Genomic DNA, 20,945 nt, shown 5'->3' on the forward strand with positions numbered 1-20,945 from the left:
AAGGCGCTTTTTCTATGTTTTGAGGTGATGAAACCCTATGTATATAGAAGTAACAGTAGACTTAAAGCACTATACAGGTGATCGGTTCGATTTGCGACTATCAAACTATCATTCACTCAAAAAAGTAGTCGAGATCGTTTGGCAAGCTAAAAAGATTACTCAATCACCAAAGGACGGTGCGTGGATACGTGTTTCAAATAAAAATCTTATTTTCTCGGGAAATGAGACGATGATTAACTGCGGAATTACCACAGGTGATTGTATCGAAATTCTCTAAAGGAGTCTATTAGAATGTCAGAGAAGAAACCGACTTACTTAGAAGAACAGCTCGAAGCTGTAATGACACGTCATAATAATGAATATACATTTGTTTTTCAAAAAGAAAAAATTCGACTTAATCGTTCTGTTGAAATTGAAATGTTAAAGGATGTAAACACGGCTTTTCAAAAAGAAATCATGATGAGCGATGATGAACTTAAAATAACAATTAAGCCTACCTCTGAATTTCAACCTTTTACAGCATTAAGAGGAAAAGAAGAACAGCAAAAGTGGCTGTTTGCAGATCAGCTTATCAAACAGGTAAAGCAGCATTCTTTTTCAAGGCTGCATTTGTTGATTTGTCCAGAAAATATCATTTTTGATAAAAGTTTAAGTCCGGCTTTTTTACATTATGGAGTCAAAGAAAGTTTACCTCCTTATGAGTCTAACGGGGAACAAAGTTTTCAAGAGTTAAAGGCTACGATAGCAGCGGCCGTTGACTCATCGCATACATTTGAACAGTATTTTAAGTTATATGAGACCTTGCAATTAAAAGAAGAAGCTAAAAAAATAATGCATATCAGCAATGAGGAAGAGTTGAGTCAATTTGTTCAGCATAAGCTAACTCAAATTGAAAAGCATCAAAAGACACTGGTTCAACTTCCTCAAAAACGCTGGACCATTTTTAAGTTTTCATCTGTAGGTATACTTGTCTTATTAATTCCAGCTCTTATTTATACTTTTTACTCTTACTTTTTTGCTCAGCCGAAACAAGAAGCATTTGTAGAAAGCAACGAATACTTTCTTGAAAAAAACTACAGCAAAGTAGTCGACACACTTGAAGATTACGACATTGAAAGCATGCCTAAAATTGTGCAATACGAAATAGCAACTTCCTATCTTGTTAATGAAAAGTTAGGGGAGGAGCAAAAAGCAAATGCTTTAAAGACTATTACGCTTCAGTCAGATCCTCAGTATTTTGCCTATTGGTTTTACATTGGCCGAGGAGACAACAAAAAAGCGCTAGAAGTCAGCAGGTTGTTAGAAGAACGTTCGTTAATTATCTATGCACTAATGAAATACGAAGGTCAGCTAAAGACAGACAACGATTTAGCGGCTGATAAAAAGCAAGAGGAGCTTGATAAAGTAGCGAACGAACTTGAAGAATTTAAGAAAGAAAATGATCAGCAAGAAGCTGAAGCAGCCAAGCAGCAAGAAGAGAAACAAGCTGAGGAGGCACAGGCGGCCAAACAGCAGGAAGAAGAACAGAAAGCTGCAGAAGCTGAGAAAAAGAAACAAGAAGAGCAGAAAAAACAGCAGGAAGATCAATCGAAGTAGGGAGGTAGTTGTATGAATATGCTTTGGGTAGTTAGTGGGCAAACGTATCAGCAGCTGCCTGTAGATTTTAAAACCTTTCGCCAAGCAACGGTAGGAAACACTCAGCATCAAACTTTTACGTTTTCCTATCCGTTTGAGAAAGGACAAATGACGCTGTCATCTGAAAAGAACGGCCGGCTCTTGATTTCCTACGGAGAAAAAAGGATAGCAGAGCTATCTGTTTCTGAGTCGTTTGTATGGCGAGAACAAGGACATGCTTTAACCTTTGTCCTTACAGACACGGCTGTTAAAGAAGCGGTCTATTATATTGATTACGGATCAGAAGTCTCGTTTTCCACAAGTGATGAAACAGCTGATGTGTATCAGCAGAAAGAAAAGTGTGTAGTAGAGCCAAAAGAAGGATTTTACTTATCAAAGATAAACGGGAAGTGGAAGGTCTTTTATAACCAAGAACCGCTTTATCTTAACGGACACCGACTAGAAGAGAATACGAACCTTCAGCCCGGAGATCTTATTTTATGGTCTTCTATGACGATTCAATTGATCGAAAAAGATTTGCTGAAGATTCAAAGCTGCTATGATTATGCATCTAAGCTTCCAACTACGGCACAGCCTATTTCTGAAATGAAAAAGAAGTACCCGGTTTATAGACGGACACCGCGCATGATATATGATTTGCCTAATGATAAGGTGAGCTTGTCCTTTCCGTCTCAAGACAATGATGAAAATAACCGAAGCTTGTGGCTTACCATTTTACCGCCATTAGTCATGCTTTTAGTCATGGGTACGGTCTCGATTATTCAGCCTAGGGGAATTTTTATTATTATATCTGTCATGATGTTTACGACCACGCTGATTGTATCTACCGTTCAATACTTCAAAGATAAAAAACAGCGCAAGAAGCGGCAGGAGCGTCGTCGTCGAATTTATACCAAGTATTTAGAGAACAAGCGCGAGGAATTACAAGAACTAGTATCAGTTCAACGAGATGTATTATCTTATCATTTTCCGACGTTTGAACGAATGAAATATTTAACAGAACAGATTTCTGATCGAATTTGGGAACGAACTGTAGAAAGCAGTGATTTTTTACAGGTGCGCCTTGGAACAGGAACAGTTCCGGGAAGCTACCAAATTTCTTTGAATAGCGGAGATATGGCTAATCGAGAAATTGATGATTTGCTTGAGCAGTCTCAGCACATGGAAAAGGTCTATCGAGAAGTGAAAAATGCCCCTGTTACCGCTCATTTAGGTTTAGGCTCTATCGGTCTGGTAGGAAAGATGAAAACGGTGAAGAATGAACTGCATCAGCTTGTAGGACAGCTGGCATTTTCCCACAGTTATCATGACGTAAGATTCGTATTCATTTTTGATGAAGAAGAATATAAAGAGTGGGAATGGATGAAATGGCTTCCTCATTTTCAGCTTCCGCATTCTTTTGCGAAAGGTTTCATCTATAATGAACAAACGAGAGATCAGCTTTTATCTTCTATTTATGAAATGCTGAGAGAACGCGATTTAGATGAAGCAAAAGGAGAAGGGGTTTTCTTGCCTCACTTTGTTTTTATTATTACGAATCAGCAGTTAATTGCAGATCACGTTATCTTAGAGTATTTAGAAGGATATCACCCTCACCTTGGGTTTTCTGCGATATTTGCGGCAGAGACAAAGGAAAGCTTAACGGAGCATGTTCATACACTCGTCCGTTATATTAACGAATCCGAGGGGGATATATTAATTCAAAAGCAAAAAGCTGTGAATATTCCATTTCAGCTTGATAAACACACGCTTGATTATAATGAAAGATTTGCAAGGATGCTGCGGACATTGGATCACCAAGTTGGTATGACCAACTCAATTCCAAATAGCGTTTCATTCTTAGAATTATTTAAAGCAAGAGAAATTGGTGAGTTGGATATCGTGCAAAGGTGGCAAAGCAATGAATCAGCTAAGTCGCTAGCAGTTCCCATTGGTTTAAAAGGAAAAGAAGATATTGTTGAACTAAATCTTCATGAAAAAGCTCACGGCCCTCATGGATTACTTGCAGGTACGACGGGGTCAGGGAAAAGTGAATTCTTACAAACGTACATTCTTTCTCTAGCGGTGAATTTCCACCCCCATGAAGTCGCGTTTTTATTGATTGACTATAAGGGCGGAGGAATGGCTCAGCCGTTTAAAAATATGCCTCATCTGCTTGGAACTATTACAAACATTGAAGGAAGTAAGAATTTTAGTACGAGAGCCCTAGCTTCTATTAAAAGTGAATTAAAGCGACGCCAGCGCTTGTTTGATAGATATGAAGTCAATCACATTAATGATTATACAGATTTATATAAGCAAGGTATGGCAGAAGAACCTCTGCCTCATTTATTCTTAATCTCGGATGAATTTGCCGAGTTAAAAAGTGAAGAACCAGAGTTCATTCGGGAATTAGTCAGCGCGGCGCGCATTGGACGTAGTCTGGGCGTTCATTTAATTTTAGCGACGCAAAAGCCAGGCGGTGTTATTGACGATCAAATTTGGAGTAATGCGCGCTTTAAAGTAGCTTTAAAAGTCCAAGATGCCGCTGACAGTAAAGAAATCTTAAAAAATGCGGACGCTGCTTCTATTACGGTGACGGGTCGAGGCTATCTGCAGGTTGGAAATAATGAAGTGTATGAACTGTTTCAGTCAGCTTGGAGCGGCGCGCCGTACATGGAAGATACGTATGGGGCGGAAGATGAAGTCGCCATTGTCACAGATCTCGGATTGATTCCTTTATCTGATGTATCTACTCAGCAGACTTCATCTAAACAAGCGGAAGCAGAAATTGATGTTGTGGTGCAAAAAATTGAAAAAACGCAGCAGGAACTAGCTATCAAAAAATTAAATAGTCCATGGCTGCCGCCTCTTAAAGAGAGATTGCTTCGCAGTGAGTACACAGAGAAGCGAGACGGCGTATTCCCAATTGGCTTGATTGATGAACCGGAAAAGCAAAGTCAAACGGTATACAACTATCAGCTGATGGACGATGGAAACATTGGTATATTTGGTTCGTCAGGATACGGTAAATCGTTTACAGTCATGATGTTGCTTCTTAATCTAGCTGAAAGAAAGAGCCCGGAGCAGCTTCATTATTACATTTTTGACTTTGGAAACGGCACGCTGCTGCCGCTTCGTCAGCTGCCTCATACGGCGGATTATTTCTTAATGGATCAAATGCGTAAAATTGAAAAATTCATGACGATTATCAAACAAGAAATCGCAAGGCGAAAGCAGTTATTTCAACAGCGGGAAGTTAGCAATATCAAAATGTATAATGCTCTAAGTTCAGAAGAGCTTCCTCTAATTTTTATCACGATTGATAATTTTGATCTTGTCAAAGAAGAAATGCAAGATCTAGAAATGCAGTTCACACAGCTCGTGCGTGACGGTCAGTCTTTAGGAATTTATATGATCTTTACCGCGACGCGCGTGAATTCTATTCGTCAGTCGCTTATGAATAACTTGAAAACGAAAGTTGTTCATTATTTAATGGACCATTCAGAAGCGTATTCTATTTTAGGACGTACGCCGTATGCGCTAGAGTCTATTCCAGGCCGGGCTATTATTAAAACGGATCAACCTTATTTTGCGCAGCTGTTTTTACCTGCGGAAGGAAAAGATGATTTTGAAATCTTTGATGCAGTTAAGCTGCATATTCAACGATTAAAGAATCAATATGCTGATGCTATTGTTCCGGAGCCTGTACCAATGCTGTCATCGAAACTTGTACTTGTCGAGTTTATGACGGACAGAAGGGTTATTAGGGAAAAAGGAGTCATTCCTCTTGGATTAGATGAAGAGTTTGTTCGACCGGTGCATATGAACTTTACGAAAAATAAGCATTGCATCGTCATGGGGCAGACGCAAAAAGGAAAGACAAATGTAGTGAAGGTCATACTGCAAACAGCGCTTGAACAAGGCGTGAAGCAAATCGGACTATTTGATTCGGTTGACCGCAGTTTATCAAGCTATGCAGCTGAAGAGCAAGTTGTGTACATGGAAACAAAAGAACAGATTATCGACTGGCTTGATTTAACTGAAGAACGATTGCAGCGACGTGAAATTAAGTATTTGGAAGCAGTGCAGGAAGGAACGGTACACAGTCTTTCATTTGCCCCGATCATGCTTGTAGTAGACGGATTTGTACGATTCCAGCAAAACTTAGATAGCGTCCTGCAGGATCGTATTACAAAATTGATGAAAAATTATAGTCACCTGGGCTTTAACTTGATTGTTGCAGGGAACAACAATGAGTTTTCAAAAGGATTTGACGCGTTAACAACAGAAGTGAAGCAAATTAGCCAAGCTGTGTTGCTGATGAAGAAAACAGAGCAAAGCTTATTTACACTTCCTTATGACCGAAAAGAAGCCGACATTAACCCTGGCTTCGGTTATTATATTAAAAGTGGAAAAGAAACAAGAATTCAAATCCCGCTATGTGTAAGTGAAAGGAAGATCTTAACATGACCGAACAGCGTAAGTATACACTTAAAGTCATATTAGCTGTTGTTTTAATTTTGGCTCTTCCTTCTTTCTTTTTCCAGTATATTGGAGACAACCCGCTGCAAGTCACAGAAAACTCAACAAGAACGATTGCGGTGGTTAACGAAGATAATGGAGTAAAAGAAAATAGTGAAAAAGCGATAGAGTTTGGAGAAAAAGTGACTCCTCTTTTACAGGAGGGGTCGGATTATCAATGGACCGTGCTTGGACGAAGCGCAGCTACAAGCGGTTTACAGAATGGAAAATATGATGCGGTTATCTATATTCCCTCGACCTTCTCACAAAATATTTTATCGTATCAGGAAAAAAAGCCAGAAAAAGCTACTTTGGAATACAAAGTTCAAAGTCAGCTTAACGCAGTTAATAAGGAAAAAGTAGTAGGGGAATTAGAAGATGCTACTACAAAGGTTAATAATGAAATGTCCTCTTTGTACTGGAGTTATGTATCACAGGAAGTGGATAAGGTACGCGGACAGTTCGATAAAATTCTAAATAAAGAAATAGCCTTTCAAAAAACAATGGTCGCTTTTTATAAACCGAATTCAAAAGATTTAGCAGGTGAATTAAATGATCAAAAGAAAATTCTTCAGCAAATCCAAGATAATGTAAATAAAGCGGAAAAAGGTTCGAGTGACAGACAAGGCGACGTAGAACAGGTTGAAAAGAATTTAAACAGCTTTATTGAATATGTAAATCAATATCAAACATATCAAGAAACACAGAAACAAATGCTTGAAAAAACGCAGGCTCAAAGCGTCACTGCGATTCAAGAAGGGCTGTCTTCCCTTGAATCTAATCAGCCAAGCTCTAAGCAAAATTTTAATGAGCAGGCCAATCAAGTGTTTAGTGGCTTATCTTCCATTCAACAGCAGTTGGATCAAAATCAAAAAGCCGTCGGAGAACTTGGAGACCAACAAGCGGATAACGTCATTGAACAAGAAAAAGCTCTGCAAGATTTAAACGGCCAAATAGTCAGTTCATATAAACAGCAGTCTGAGCAAACAACCCTAAATCAAATTGAAAGTAAGCTAAAGCCGCTTCGTGCGCAGCTAGAGACAGCTTCATCAAATGAGGGTGGCGGAGGCTCAACGGATCCAGGAGAAGACGGCGAAACTCAGCCAGATCCAAATCAAGGCGGAGAGACGCCAACGGACCCTGGGGAAGGTGACGGAACTCAGCCAGATCCGAATCAAGGTGGAGAGACGCCAACGGATCCTGGAGAAGATGATGGAACTCAGCCAGATTCCGGTCAAGGTGAAGGAACGTCAGAACCAATTAAAGTGGATTTATCTCAGCAAACAGCAAAGCTTGATGATATATCAAAAGGGCTTGAAGACTTAGAACAGCAGCTCCAAGGAATGGTGAACGAAACACCTGAAGCGCCTGAAGTACCTGAGACATCTGAGGGAACGGAAACGCCTGAAACACCGGACACATCCGATGCATCAGGTACATCCAATGCTGTGAAAAGTGCGCTTGAAAAAGTGGCTAATCTGAAAACACAGGTACAAGCAGTCAAAGATGAGCTGCAAAATGTAACAGTTCAGCCGGAAGCTTCAGGAGAAAATACGGATGAGCTGAAGCAGAAAATTGCCAGTTTGGAAGCAGACGTTAAGTCTTTGACAGCACAGAAAAACAAAGCAGAGAAAGACTTAGAAGAAGCGACCAAGTCGTCGAGCAGTCAAATTGCTAAGCTTCAAGAAGAAAATGAACGATTAAAAAAAGAGAATGAAAAGTTGAAAGAAGACGGCAAAAAGCCTTCTAAAGGTAGTGTGAATGTAGACAATCTCATTACGATGATTACAAACAAAGAAGATAAAATTTTATCTTCTCCAAACCTTTCAGCTTCTCGCAAGGAAAAGTTGAGCAATACATTCTCAGGTAAGATTCAAAGCAGCAGTGCAGAAGATCTGCTAAAGTACTACGGTGATTTATCGCAGTATGATTTGACTTTAGCTCAGGTAGGAAATACAGACATACAGAACAGCGTCCTTAACAATGACTCTATTAAAGGAAGTTTGCAGCAGGCGTTAGCTGGCACCGTCTCTTCTCAAGATGCACGTAAGCAAATCCAACAAAACCTGTCTCTAACAAAAGAAGAGTTAGCACAGTTCCAAAGTTCAGTGCAAGATTTTGCTGATCAATATGGACAAACAGTTGATGCTGAACAAGCATCTATTATGGAAGAGCTATCAGCTATTCAAGAAAAAGCAAATGCAATGAATCAAGAGCTTCAATCTAGCGCAGGTGAAGATCAAGCATTAGAAAAGAAAGAAGCTCCGGACGTAACGGGCTTAATGACGTTGCAGCAAAGTATGGGTCAAGAGTTGAAGGGAATGAACGAACTCATTTCATCTTTAGGTGAAAGACAAGCAAATGTTGTCACATACACAGATGAATTGCAGAAGCGTGTAAATGAAGTCCAGGATAAAGCTGACACGCTTAACAGCAAGTGGGCCCAAAACGTGGATTCAACGAAGTTGGTTCGCGGCCAGGTATACCGTTTGTTAAATAATACATTAATAGATGGACAGAATAATGATTACGTTTATCATTATTTAGCTAATCCTCTTCAAGTAAGCGGTGAAGTGCCGGCTGAAAAAGTAAAAGAGGTTCCACCAGTTGTCATTTTGGTTATTATCTTAATCAGCAGCTTACTAATTGGCTATTTCAGTCAATACTACCGACATGCACCTATGCTTGTGAAAGGTACGCTGTTTGGGTTATTGAATTTGATTGTAGGGTTAATGGTAAGTATCTTTAGCCTTAATATTTATTCGTTATCGGGAGACCGGGCAATGGAATGGTCAATCTTTACGATCGTCTTATTGCTTGCTACATCTACACTCGTACGTATTGCTTTCTTATTAGGAAGCTTCGCTGGATGGGTGACGACAGTAGGGTTGATTTTATTTTATATTACCCCGCTTCTTAACTTATCTATGCCAAACTTTAATTACGAAGATCCAGTATCTAAAGTATATATGTCAATTCAATATGATACGCAGTCTCTGTTTGGACAGGCGCTTATTGTATTACTGGGAATGACTGCCGTTTTAAGTGTTCTGCCATCTATTATTCGTGCTTTAAAGACGACTAAAGAGGTTGAAAATGATGAAACCTATAGTGCTTAATAAGAAGATTGGAAGTATTGTTCTTATTTTTTCACTTCTTTATTTCCCTATAGCAGCAGCGGCTGAAGCTGATGACGGAAACGTTGAAGAGATTAAACCAAATGTATATAAGGATGATCCGATTAACTTGGACCCCGAATCTTTGCTAGAAAATAAAAAAGAAGTAGGAAATATTCCGGAGGAAATAAAGGATCTTACATTTGAAAAAGAGGAAGATGTAGAGAAAGAGAGCTTAAAAGAAAGTCTTTTTGCGAACGCATCAGCTGAAGATAATACGATTTCTGCGAAAGCAAAAGAATATAACTTGTTTTCTTCTAAAAACACTTCCTACAAGAAAGATCGAACAGAACAAACTGCTTCTGAAAAGTCATCAGACCTACAATGGTTTTATTTATTATTGATTGGTGTGGGGGTTGTTGTATTATTTGCGGTTTTAATACCGCGCATTAGCCCTCAGCCTTCTGTGAAAAAATGAAAAAACCTCGCTGTTAATCAACAGCGAGGTTTTTGCGTATAGACGCAAGCTTATAGGCGGCGGAAGCCTTCTTCAAACAAATAATCTTCTGCTTCTTCGTAAGATAGAAATGCTGCCTCTAAATTCAAGCCAGAATAAACATTCCACAGATCATCTTCATGAACAAGTAAAAGCGTTGCATTGTCTGGGCCGTTCCAGCGCTGTTCATTTCCATTCCCTACAATAGCTTCTTCTCTAGCTGTATCAGGAAGGGTTGACAAAGATTCAATAGAAGCTTCAATAATTGAGCGAAGCTCTTCTTCTGTATAATCACGGATATTTACAAGACCTTTGTCATTTGTTTCATATCCTTTTAAAAACCCTCCATATACAAATCCATTTCCGTTAGGATGCAGATGATGCACAACAACCGTTTTATCGTACACGCTTTCTTCATAATGAAAATTCACGCGTCCTAAAGATACATCTTTTCGATGCAGCTCTGGAAACGATGAAATAATAGCTAATTTTTCGTCAAAACTAAGCATACACAATCCTCATTTCTATTTAAATCATTTCATTTTCTGAAATGGTATAAGCTCTTTTACGATTCGGTTGATTATACCATATATAAAGAAAGACACATAATGCTTTTTCCAATGTGGACTTTTAAAAATATAACCCTTCGCATAAAGTGGCCGTCACTGTAAAGAAGAATACATCTTTTTCACTATAAAACTTAACAAAAAAGAGGCAGGGAATTCACAGTGAAAAAATAATATAAAGAGGTAGAAGAAAACTAGTTTTCAAACCTATCATATAGGAGGAATAAAAAAGTGAAATTATACGCTCTGTGTAAAAAAATATGGGCAATATCCCTGCTTGTTTTTGTTCTTTTAGTGAGCTTAACTCCTGTTAGTCAAGCAGCCGCATTTTTATCTGTTGCACAAGCTCTTGAGAATCAAAACAATAGTGTACAAACGGTCAAAGGATATGTAGTAGGTCAACCTACAGGCACATCTACAGTTATTACGAACAATTACCCAAACGATTATGCACTTGCTCTTGCTGACAGCTCAAATGAAACCAATACAGACAAGATGGTGTACGTTCAAATTCCTTCAAATTTGCGAAGTACATTTGGACTTCAAAGTCACTCGGAGTTAAGAGGGAAAAGTCTTACTGTTACGGGCACACTCACTCCTTATTTTTCACACCCAGGAATAAAATCAGTTACTTCTATCAGTACAGAAACAGGAGGAACTGATCCGGCTCCAGATCCCACAGAGCCAACCGTTCCAGTAGAAGACTACTATCGTACTGCAGCTGAAAAAACAGGAAACAGCTTAAAGACAGAGCTTCATAACATTATTGATCATCACACAGAACTGTCGTATTCAGCCGTATGGGAAGCTTTAAAGAAAACGGATGAAGATCCAGCTAACGCAAATAACGTTATTTTGCTCTACACAGGGCGTTCACAGGCTAAGAGTACAAATGGAGGCGGAGTGGACGATTGGAACCGTGAGCACGTCTGGGCAAAGTCTCACGGGGATTTTGGAACAGCTATGGGACCTGGAACAGATCTTCATCACTTACGTCCAACCGATGTATCTGTAAACAGTACGAGAGGAAACTTAGATTTTGATAACGGAGGGACGGAACATAGCGAAGCACTCGGAAATTATTTTGACAGTGATTCATGGGAACCTCGAGATGAAGTAAAAGGCGACGTGGCTCGTATGTTGTTTTATATGGCCGTGCGCTATGAAGGCGATGTAAGTGATGAGCCTGACTTAGAACTTAATAACACAGTGAATAATGGCACTGCTCCTTATCACGGGAAATTATCTGTGCTTCTTCAATGGAATGCCCAAGACCCAGTAGATGATCGAGAACGACGTAGAAATGACATTATTTATTCAGACTATCAGCATAACCGCAATCCTTTTATTGACCATCCTGAATGGGTGAATGAGATTTGGAACTAATGAAGAAGGCGTCCTGGCGGGGCGTCTTTTTTTATAAAAGAAAAAGGAAAAAACTAAAATCCGCCGAATACCTATAGGTGATTTTGAAAAAATGGAGGGAAGATATGAAACAGCTATGTAAAAAAGGGTTGGCTTTCGTTTTGATGTTTATTTTTGTTAACGCTTTCATTTTGAGTCCAATTAACGGAGCGGCTGCCGTAGATGGAAAATCAATGAATTCAGGTTACAAAACCTATTTAATGGCGCCTTTAAAAAAGGTAACAGACTATACAACATGGGAAGCGTTTGAGAACGATTTACGCAAAGCGAAACAAAATGGATTTTATGCAGTGACAGTAGACTTCTGGTGGGGAGATATGGAGAAAAACGGCGATCAGCAGTTCGATTTTTCCTATGCGCAGCGCTTTGCTCAAGCAGCTCGTAATGCAGGTATAAAGATCGTTCCTATTATTTCTACTCATCAGTGTGGAGGCAATGTAGGAGATGATTGTAACGTTCCGCTTCCATCTTGGGTATGGAACTTAAAAAGTGATGACAGCCTTTACTTTAAATCTGAAACAGGTACGACAAATAAAGAAACGCTAAGCCCGCTTGCAACGGACGTTATTTCTAAGCAATACGGAGAGCTCTACACTGCATTTGCGCAAGCGTTAGCACCTTATAAAGACGTGATTGCTAAAATCTATTTATCAGGAGGCCCTGCAGGTGAAATTCGTTATCCGTCTTATACAGCAGCAGACGGAACCGGCTATCCGTCTAGAGGGAAATTTCAAGTGTATACGAACTTCGCCAAAAGCAAGTTTCAATCATATGCTTTGACTAAATACGGTTCACTCGCCGGCATTAATCAAGCATGGGGAACCAATTTAACGTCTGCATCGCAAATTTTACCGCCATCAGATGGCTATCAGTTCTTAAAAGATGGTTATTCAACAGCTTATGGAAAAGATTTCTTAGCATGGTATCAAGGAGCTTTGGAAGATCATACAAAACGTATTGGACAGTTAGCTCATCAGGCTTTTGATTCCACCTTTAACGTACCAATCGGTGCAAAAGTGGCAGGAATTCATTGGCAGTATAACAATCCCACGATTCCTCATGCTGCAGAAAAACCTGCTGGATATAATGATTACAACGCGCTTTTAGATGCGTTTAAAATAGCTAAATTAGATATAACGTTTACGTGCTTAGAAATGACGGACAGCGGAAATTATCCGGAATATTCTATGCCAAAGACGCTTGTACGCCAGGTAGCAGGTATTGCGAATGCAAAAGGAGTTGTTTTAAACGGGGAAAATGCTTTAACTATAGGCAGTGAAGATCAATATAAAAAAGCAGCTGAAATGGCCTTTAACTATAATTTTGCAGGATTTACTTTGCTTCGTTTCTACGATGTTATTAACAATGATACGCTGATGGGGCAATTTAAAAATACGTTGGGCGTTACACCACTTGCGCAAACGGTTGTAGTAAAAAATGCGCCAACTGCATTAGGAGAAACGGTTTATATTGTTGGAGACAGAGCTGAGCTAGGTCAGTGGGATACGTCCATTTATCCAATTAAATTAACATATAATTCATCTACAGCTGATTGGAGAGGCACCGTCCATTTTCCTGCGAGTCAAAATGTTCAATTTAAAGCAATTGTGAAGAGAGCTGATGGATCGTTAAAAGCATGGCAGCCTTCGCAGCAATATTGGAGCGTGCCGTCAACAACAACGACTTATACAGATAATTGGTAAAACAAAGCCGCATAGCAAACGCTATGCGGCTTTGTTTTGAACACAAGAATTATTTCCAGTTCGTTTCAATAAATTCATCTCGACCAGACTTAGCGCGGTCTTCTTTATAATGCTTTGGATTTTTCTTGTGAAAATCTTGGTGATACTCTTCGGCTTCATAAAACGTAGAGGCAGGAAGAATGCTTGTTACGATTGGTTTTTTAAAACGTCCGCTTTCTGCGACCTCTAGCTTCGTCTCTTCAGCTGCTTGTTTTTGGCTGTCGTTATGGTAAAAAATTGCTGTTCGATATTGCGAGCCGCGATCTTGAAATTGACCTCCGTCATCTGTTGGATCAATTTGCGGCCAATAAAGATCTAATAAACGTTTATACGGAAACACTTCGGGGTCAAATGTGATTTGAACCACTTCGTAGTAACCGCTTGTTCCAGATTTTACTTGCTCATAAGTAGGGTTATCCACAGTTCCCCCCATATATCCTGATACAATGCCGTGAATACCTTCTAGCTCTTCAAAAGGTGTAACCATACACCAGAAACATCCACCTGCAAATGTAGCTTTTTCCATACGTAATCCCTCACTTAATCCGTTGTTATGAAGGGTATTATAACAAATTTCTATTAAAACAGCTAGAAAAGGGTTTGTAGTCTGTGTAAAAGCTGTGGATAAAGGTGAATATCCACAGCTTTTACACAATAAACTCGACTGTTTTGAAGATTGAAAAATGAAGGAGAGAATAAAGAAAAAATGATAGAATAGATAAGATGTATATATCGTTTTAGAAGAAATTGCATAACAGAAGTACAATCTACGGACTGGACTTTGGGGTGCTGATGGCATCTAGATAAATAAAGTTAGTACGTTAGTAACAAGAGGTAAGAAACAGCATATTCGCGCTGTTAAATAAATATACAAAGATAATAGGAGAGTTGAATATGTTACAAGATAATCTCATCCTAGAGCACTATGGATTAAACGAATTAAATTTTGATACGATCAAAAGCTATCGGGATCGGTTTGCTGAAGTAAAACAAGCTCATCCTTGGAATGCGCTTGAAACAAAGGAGTTTTTATACAAAGTAGGAGCTTGGGGAAAGGTTAGAGATACCCATAAAGAAGGAGTCACACTCGCAGGCCTGCTTTTATTCAGTGAAGAACGGATTATCACAGAAGTTTTACCACAATACTTTTTAGAATACCGGGAAAGTAAAGGGAACGAAGAATGGACAGAGCGCTTTACCTCTCAAGACGGGACGTGGTCAGGAAATATTTTTGATTTTTATTTTCATATTCATGAAATTGTTCGTAATAGCGAACCTCAGCCGTCAATCGCTTCCTCTTTAACAGAAGTTTTGATTAATATGCTTATTCATGCAGATTATAATGGCGAGGGCGGCGTTATTTTAGAAAAGCAACCTTCTCATTACGTTTTTTCTAATCCAGGTCTTTTGTTAGTACCTACAGATTCAGTTTTTAGCAATACCGTTAGTCAGCTTCGAAATCCAAATATCGTTAAGCTATTCAGTTTACTAGGGCTATGTGAACGTTCGGGCTCTGGTTTGAAAAAAGTAAAGCAAAATTGGAGCCTGCATCATTATAAAACGCCAGCTATTGATCAAGATGTTTCTATGCATCGTACAGTGGTCACGTTATCTTTGTCCACTCAAGAAAGACAGGTAAGTTCTTCTGAAAAAGACACTTATCATACGTCTGCAACTGATTCGGGAAATAATTTTAAAGATGTCGAAAAATATCAAAATACACCTGGAAACAATGTCGAAATTGACTCCTATAATAAAAATAAGTACTCCTATAATAAAGGATTAATAGAGGAGTTTAAGTCGTATAATAACGATGTTAACTCCTTTAATAAGGAAGGTAACTACTATAATAATGATAGTAACTTATATAATAACGATGTTAACTCCTATATTAATAACCACAACTCCTATAATAATGAGCAAGAAGAGGATTCTTCTAATTTGGTAAATGTAGAGAATATTGATACGAAGCTATGGGATATTGCAGCGCTGGCTCGTGAAAAAAAACGGCTTTCGCCGAATCAGATGGAACATATTATTCTTGAGTTATGTAAAGAAAAACCGCTCATGCTTAAAGAGTTTGCTTATTTACTAGAAAGAACGCCGGATGGAGTACGTAATAATTATTTAACAAAGCTATTACGAAAAGGACAATTACAGTTGAAATATCCAAATCAGCCAAACCATCCAAAACAGGCATATTTATTTAATAAGAAAGATATAGAGAAATAAATCAAGCAACCGATAGAACATATAGAGATTAAGCTGCAAAAAATTGATAAGGAGGAGTTTGCTAAAAGCTACAGATTTAAGGGGGAAATTCAGCATAAAGTTGTGCCAAGCTGTCAGACTCTCTTTATATGAGTTCTGGCTCGTATAAAGGAGGAAAAAGAGTGTGAAAAGCAAGTGCGTTCTTATTTTTCTGGTGGTTGTATGGCTGTTTAATATGGGGAAAGGAATAGGATGTGGATCAAAGGTGAATGCAGAGATAAATATACCGCTGTCGACGTGGGTGTGGGATACAAAGAAATGGATGCTGAACCAAGAAGCTATCCTCGAAAAGCTTCAAGAAAAAAAGGTGACAAACGTTTATTTACAAATTGATACTCATCTTTCACCTTCCGTATATCGGCATTTTATCCAACAAGCACAAGCCCAGGGCATAAGTGTTTACGCACTTGACGGCGCTCCTTATTGGATAGGGCCTTCTGGTATAGAAGAGCAGGAAGCATTTTTTAATTGGATAACAGCTTACCAAGCACAAGCAGACGAGCCACAGCAATTTTTAGGGGTTCATTTGGATGTAGAGCCTTATTTGTATAAAAGTTGGGAAAATAATCGAGCGAAAAGTATTCTGCAGTATCAATATGTTATTTCTCAAGCCGCTGTACAGTCTCATGAGTTACACTTGCCGCTTGCTGTAGATATACCGTTTTGGTTTGACGAAGTTCCATTCAAAAATAGCAACGGTTCCGGTTTGCTGGGGCGGTGGATTATTCAGTACGCTGATGAAGTCACAATTATGGCGTACCGAAACCACGCAGATAAAGAAAACGGTATTGCTGAAATAACAGAAAATGAACGCAAGTGGGGACGTGTACTATCTACTCCGATTGAAATAGGGGTGGAAACGATGGCTTCAGATGAAGGAGAATACATTTCTTTTTCTGCTAAAGGAGAAGAAAAGATGATGCAAGAGCTGGATATGTTGCTTACGGAGTGTCAAGCTGAAAATCCTCCAAGCAGTATAGCTGTTCATCATTTTGATAGCTGGCTACAGATGAAGCCATGACAACGAAAAGGCCGCTGCATCGCTGCAGCGGCCTTTTTGGGTTTAGGGAGTATAGATACAATATAGCCATTTTCTTAAAGGACTATACATAAAAAAAGTAACCATTTAAAAAATGGCTACTCACACAAAGGGGGGGAACTTAATCTTATCATTCCCACTTTTTCTAAAAGATATGCCTCTTTTAACCCGTTTTTTTAAAATAATTTAGTCGTCCAAGATTCGCAGTTCCACACGTCTGTGACAACATCTTGATAAAATTCAGGTTCGTGGCAAATAATTAAGATACTTCCTTTGTATTCTTTTAAAGCTCGTTTTAATTCATCTTTCGCATCTACATCTAAGTGGTTTGTAGGCTCATCCAGTACAAGAATGTTGGTTTCATTGTTAATTAGCTTACATAGACGAACTTTTGCTTTTTCTCCACCGCTTAGAACTTCTACTTTACTTTCAATATGTTTTGTTGTTAAGCCGCATTTAGCTAAAGCTGCACGAATCTCGTATTGGGTAAAGTGAGAAAACTCATTCCATACTTCTTCAATACACGTATTGTAATTAGCGGTTTTGATTTCTTGTTCAAAATAGCCAATATGCTGGTAATCTCCTTTTTCTACAGAGCCTGAAATCGGTTTGATTTCTCCTAAAATACTTTTTAAAAGAGTTGTTTTCCCGATTCCATTTGCTCCTACAAGGGCAATCTTTTGACCTCGCTCCATTTTTAAATTCAGTGGCTTAGAAAGCGGCTCTTCGTATCCAATGACTAAATCAGATGTTTCAAAAATTAATTTGCTTGAAGTACGAGCACCCTTAAAGTTAAACTCTGGTTTTGGACGCTCCTGAGCTAGTTCAATTACTTCCATTTTATCGAGCTTTTTTTGACGGGACATAGCCATATTTCGTGTCGACACACGGGCTTTGTTTCTCGCTACGAAATCTTTTAAATCTGCCATTTCTTGCTGTTGTTTTTTATACGCTGCTTCAAGCTGCTGTTTTTTCATCTCATATACTTTCATAAAATCGTCGTAGTCTCCTACATAGCGATTTAACTCTTGGTTTTCCATATGATAAATTAAATTGATCACGCTATTTAAAAATGGAAGATCGTGAGAAATTAAAATAAAGGCATTTTCATATTCTTGCAAGTAGCGTCGCAGCCACTCAATATGCTGTTCATCCAAGTAGTTTGTAGGCTCATCAAGTAAAAGAATTTCTGGTTTTTCAAGCAGCAGTTTGGCTAATAATACTTTCGTACGCTGTCCGCCGCTTAAATCCTGTACATCGCGATCTAAGCCGATATCTTCTAATCCTAATCCGCGTGCAATTTCTTCGACTTTCGCATCGATAACATAAAAGTCATTGTTTGTTAAGAGGTCTTGAAGCGTACCGACTTCTTCTAATAGTTTTTCGAGTTCTTCTGGTGATACCTCCGCCATTTTCTCGTAGAGGCCATTCATTTGAGCTTCTAAATCAAATAAGTATTGAAAAGCACTTTTTAGTACATCACGAATAGAAAGGCCGCGCTCTAATGCTGTGTGCTGATCTAAATAGCCAACGCGCACTTTTTTAGACCATTCTACTTTTCCAGCATCCGGTTCTAGCTTGCCTGTAATGATGTTCATAAATGTTGATTTACCTTCGCCGTTTGCTCCAATTAAGCCGACGTGTTCACCTTTTAACAATCGAAATGATACATCGTTAAAAATCGCACGGTCACCAAAACCGTGGCTTAGATTTTTTACGTTTAATACACTCATGCTGACACACCTTTTCTTTTAAAATATCTATCGTACGTTTCGTTATAAACAAATTGATTCATAACGATTATAGCGAACTTATATACATAAATCCATATGAGTTTTCCAGCCTTGAAAGTCATATAAAATTCACTCGCGTCTTCCTTTCACTTCATTCATACTATATATATCAATGTAGAAAATCCTTCATGACGAAGGGACGGTTATATCGAATCATTCAAATAAAGTATATAAAAGAATAAAAAGGCAGGGGGAAAAGAAATGAACATTCATACGATACTAGTGGCAGGAAGAATGCATAAAGAGCTGGAGGAGATAATCAAACAAAAGCAGCTGCCTCAGACGTTTCGATTTATGGAAGAGCAAGACGTAACAATTGAAGATTTAAACTGGGCTGACGCGCTTTTATCCTTCGGTCCAACGAATTGCTTTGAAGATCATAGCTTTAAATGGATTCATTCTCTCGGCGCAGGAGTCGATCGGTTCTTAGAAAGCGGTAATTGGAAAAAGAGTGTGATGTTAACACGTACGGTTTGTTCATTCGGTCAGCGAATCAGTGAATATTGTCTTAGCTATATGCTAGCTGAACTTCAGCACCACGCACAGTTTCAGCATCAGCAAAAACAAAAGCAGTGGAAAGTGATAGAGCCTAAGCAGCTTTCTACTCAAACGGTCATAATTTACGGAACAGGTGAAATCGGCGGGCGTCTTGCAGCCGTTTTAAAATCTTTTGGTGTACGAGTAATGGGTGTATCTAAAAGTGGAAATGAAAAGCCGTCATTTGATCAAGTGGTCTCGATTTCGAAGGAAAAAGAATTGCTAAAAGAAGCCGATTGGATTATTAGTACAATGCCGCTAACACATGAAACAAAAAGCTACTTTGATCCAAAATGGATGAATGTAGTTGAAAGTGCATACTTTATAAATGTTGGACGAGGAGCAACTGTAGATGAAAATGCGTTAGTAGAGGCTATTGAGAAAAAACGTATTCGAAAAGCATACATAGACGTGTTTGAGCATGAGCCGTTAACGAAAGAATCGTCTTGGTGGGATCATTCAAACATCATCATAACACCTCATATTTCAGCGGTGACTACGCCTGAAGAAGCCGTCGGGTGCTTTGTTGAAACGCTGCAACAAGTTGAGCAAGGCGGATTGCCTTCTAACTTGGTTAATATTGAAAGAGGCTATTAAAGCATTATGATGCGCGTTTCCGCTATGAGAATGGTATACTGAAACTTGCTTTTCTTGAACGAAAAGAATGAAATCTGTTCTTCTAGGGGGAACAAACGTTGAAGCAAGAAGAATTATTTGAACAAGCACGTGTATTTATAGAGACGTGTTACGCTGAACTTGAAAAAAGCGAAGCGGATAAAAACAAGCGGTTAAAAGAAATCCATCAGCAAATTATGTCACTCGGACATTATGATCATACATTTGAAGAGTTAGAGCATGGAGCTCGTATGGCTTGGAGAAACAGCAATAAATGTATTGGACGATTATTTTGGCAATCGCTTAATGTATTTGATAAGCGAGAGGCAAGCACAGTTGAAGAGGTAAGAGACGCCCTTTTTCACCATATTGAATATGCAACAAATGACGGGAAAATCCGGCCTACTATTACGGTGTTTAAACCGAAAATGAAAGCAAAAGAGCCAGTTAGAATATGGAATCATCAGCTAATCCGCTATGCTGGGTATGAGACGGAATGCGGTATGGTAGGAGATCCTGCTTCTATTGCGTTCACGGAGGTTTGCCGAAATTTGGGGTGGGAAGGTGAGAGAACTCACTTTGATGTTCTTCCTCTAGTCTTGCAAGTGAACGAAGGGTCGCCTCGATGTTTTGATATTCCAAAACATTTAGTGAAAGAAGTAGCTATTACGCATCCAGAACTTCCTGAATTTGAAGACTTACAGTTAAAATGGTACGCTGTCCCGATGATTTCAGATATGAAGCTAGAAATTGGAGGGATTGATTACGTGGCGGCACCGTTTAATGGATGGTACATGGGGACTGAGATTGGGGCGCGAAATTTAGCGGATACGTATCGCTATAATCAACTTCCAAAAATAGCTTCTATGATGGGATTGAACATGGATTACAACGCGACGCTTTGGAAGGACAAAGCTCTTGTGGAATTAAATGTCGCAGTGCTTTCTTCTTTTAAACGAGAAGGCGTTAGCATTGTAGATCATCACACCGCTGCTCAGCAATTTCACTTGTTTGAAGAAAGAGAGCAAAAAAATGGCCGCGAAGTGACTGGGAACTGGACGTGGTTGATTCCGCCAGTTTCGCCAGCTACCACGCATATTTTTCATAAGCCTTATAAAAATAAAGTATTATCACCAAATTACTTTTATCAAGACGCTGCTTATTAAATGAACAAAAAAAGAGAGTACGCATTTGTACTCTCTTATTA

The 20,945-nt window shown here is 39.0% G+C and carries 14 protein-coding genes; 11 read left to right on the forward strand and 3 right to left on the reverse strand.

Features of this window, described 5'->3' with window-relative positions; genetic code table 11:
- The first annotated feature begins 37 nt into the window (after nt 1–37).
- Genes yukD through essA form a run of 5 tightly spaced genes read left to right on the forward strand, consistent with a single transcriptional unit; the run spans nt 38 to nt 9,732 of the window.
- Nucleotides 38–277, forward strand: a complete 240-nt coding sequence (gene yukD, locus AC0C45_RS24460; protein WP_013055106.1) for an ESX secretion system protein YukD — start codon at nt 38–40, stop codon at nt 275–277.
- 14 nt (nt 278–291) lie between these two features.
- Nucleotides 292–1,596: a type VII secretion protein EssB gene (essB, locus tag AC0C45_RS24465; RefSeq protein ID WP_237893338.1), complete on the forward strand. Its 1,305-nt coding sequence runs from the start codon at nt 292–294 to the stop codon at nt 1,594–1,596.
- Nucleotides 1,597–1,608: 12 nt separating this feature from the next.
- Nucleotides 1,609–6,087 (forward strand): type VII secretion protein EssC, encoded by a 4,479-nt coding sequence (gene essC, locus AC0C45_RS24470; protein ID WP_047931881.1) that lies wholly within the window; start codon nt 1,609–1,611, stop codon nt 6,085–6,087.
- Nucleotides 6,084–9,257: a type VII secretion protein EsaA gene (gene esaA / locus AC0C45_RS24475; RefSeq protein WP_257064089.1), complete on the forward strand. Its 3,174-nt coding sequence runs from the start codon at nt 6,084–6,086 to the stop codon at nt 9,255–9,257. Before essC ends, esaA begins: the two co-directional genes overlap by 4 nt.
- Nucleotides 9,235–9,732, forward strand: a complete 498-nt coding sequence (gene essA, locus AC0C45_RS24480) for a type VII secretion protein EssA (protein WP_016762830.1) — start codon at nt 9,235–9,237, stop codon at nt 9,730–9,732. The genes esaA and essA overlap by 23 nt, the downstream gene beginning before the upstream one ends.
- A gap of 50 nt (nt 9,733–9,782) precedes the next feature.
- Here the strand turns inward: essA and AC0C45_RS24485 are convergent, their stop codons facing one another.
- The gene (locus AC0C45_RS24485) at nt 9,783–10,259 is read right to left on the reverse strand and encodes a hypothetical protein (RefSeq protein ID WP_013081504.1); all 477 of its coding nucleotides are present in this window, start codon (nt 10,257–10,259) and stop codon (nt 9,783–9,785) included.
- 288 nt (nt 10,260–10,547) lie between these two features.
- On the opposite strand from AC0C45_RS24485, the gene AC0C45_RS24490 reads away from it, so the two are divergent.
- Entirely contained in the window at nt 10,548–11,702 is a 1,155-nt protein-coding gene (locus AC0C45_RS24490; protein ID WP_257064091.1) for an endonuclease, read from the forward strand.
- Nucleotides 11,703–11,806: 104 nt separating this feature from the next.
- The gene (locus AC0C45_RS24495) at nt 11,807–13,444 is read left to right on the forward strand and encodes a family 14 glycosylhydrolase (protein ID WP_472928928.1); all 1,638 of its coding nucleotides are present in this window, start codon (nt 11,807–11,809) and stop codon (nt 13,442–13,444) included.
- A gap of 49 nt (nt 13,445–13,493) precedes the next feature.
- Here AC0C45_RS24495 and msrA read toward each other — a convergent pair whose 3' ends face one another.
- A complete protein-coding gene (gene msrA / locus AC0C45_RS24500; RefSeq protein ID WP_016762833.1) occupies nt 13,494–14,009 on the reverse strand; it encodes a peptide-methionine (S)-S-oxide reductase MsrA in 516 nt (171 codons plus the stop codon).
- Nucleotides 14,010–14,377: 368 nt separating this feature from the next.
- On the opposite strand from msrA, the gene AC0C45_RS24505 reads away from it, so the two are divergent.
- A complete protein-coding gene (locus AC0C45_RS24505) occupies nt 14,378–15,715 on the forward strand; it encodes an ATP-binding protein (protein WP_472928929.1) in 1,338 nt (445 codons plus the stop codon).
- Nucleotides 15,716–15,878: 163 nt separating this feature from the next.
- A complete protein-coding gene (locus AC0C45_RS24510; RefSeq protein ID WP_128821326.1) occupies nt 15,879–16,775 on the forward strand; it encodes an amidase in 897 nt (298 codons plus the stop codon).
- 194 nt (nt 16,776–16,969) lie between these two features.
- Here the strand turns inward: AC0C45_RS24510 and AC0C45_RS24515 are convergent, their stop codons facing one another.
- Nucleotides 16,970–18,526: an ABC-F family ATP-binding cassette domain-containing protein gene (locus tag AC0C45_RS24515; protein ID WP_034654765.1), complete on the reverse strand. Its 1,557-nt coding sequence runs from the start codon at nt 18,524–18,526 to the stop codon at nt 16,970–16,972.
- 261 nt (nt 18,527–18,787) lie between these two features.
- On the opposite strand from AC0C45_RS24515, the gene AC0C45_RS24520 reads away from it, so the two are divergent.
- Nucleotides 18,788–19,720 carry a D-2-hydroxyacid dehydrogenase gene (locus tag AC0C45_RS24520; protein WP_171777753.1) on the forward strand — a complete coding sequence of 311 codons (933 nt, stop codon included), beginning with the start codon at nt 18,788–18,790 and terminating at the stop codon, nt 19,718–19,720.
- Nucleotides 19,721–19,818: 98 nt separating this feature from the next.
- Nucleotides 19,819–20,904, forward strand: a complete 1,086-nt coding sequence (locus tag AC0C45_RS24525) for a nitric oxide synthase oxygenase (RefSeq protein ID WP_171777752.1) — start codon at nt 19,819–19,821, stop codon at nt 20,902–20,904.
- Nucleotides 20,905–20,945 lie beyond the last annotated feature (41 nt).

Source organism: Priestia sp. VA7 (assembly GCF_055710015.1).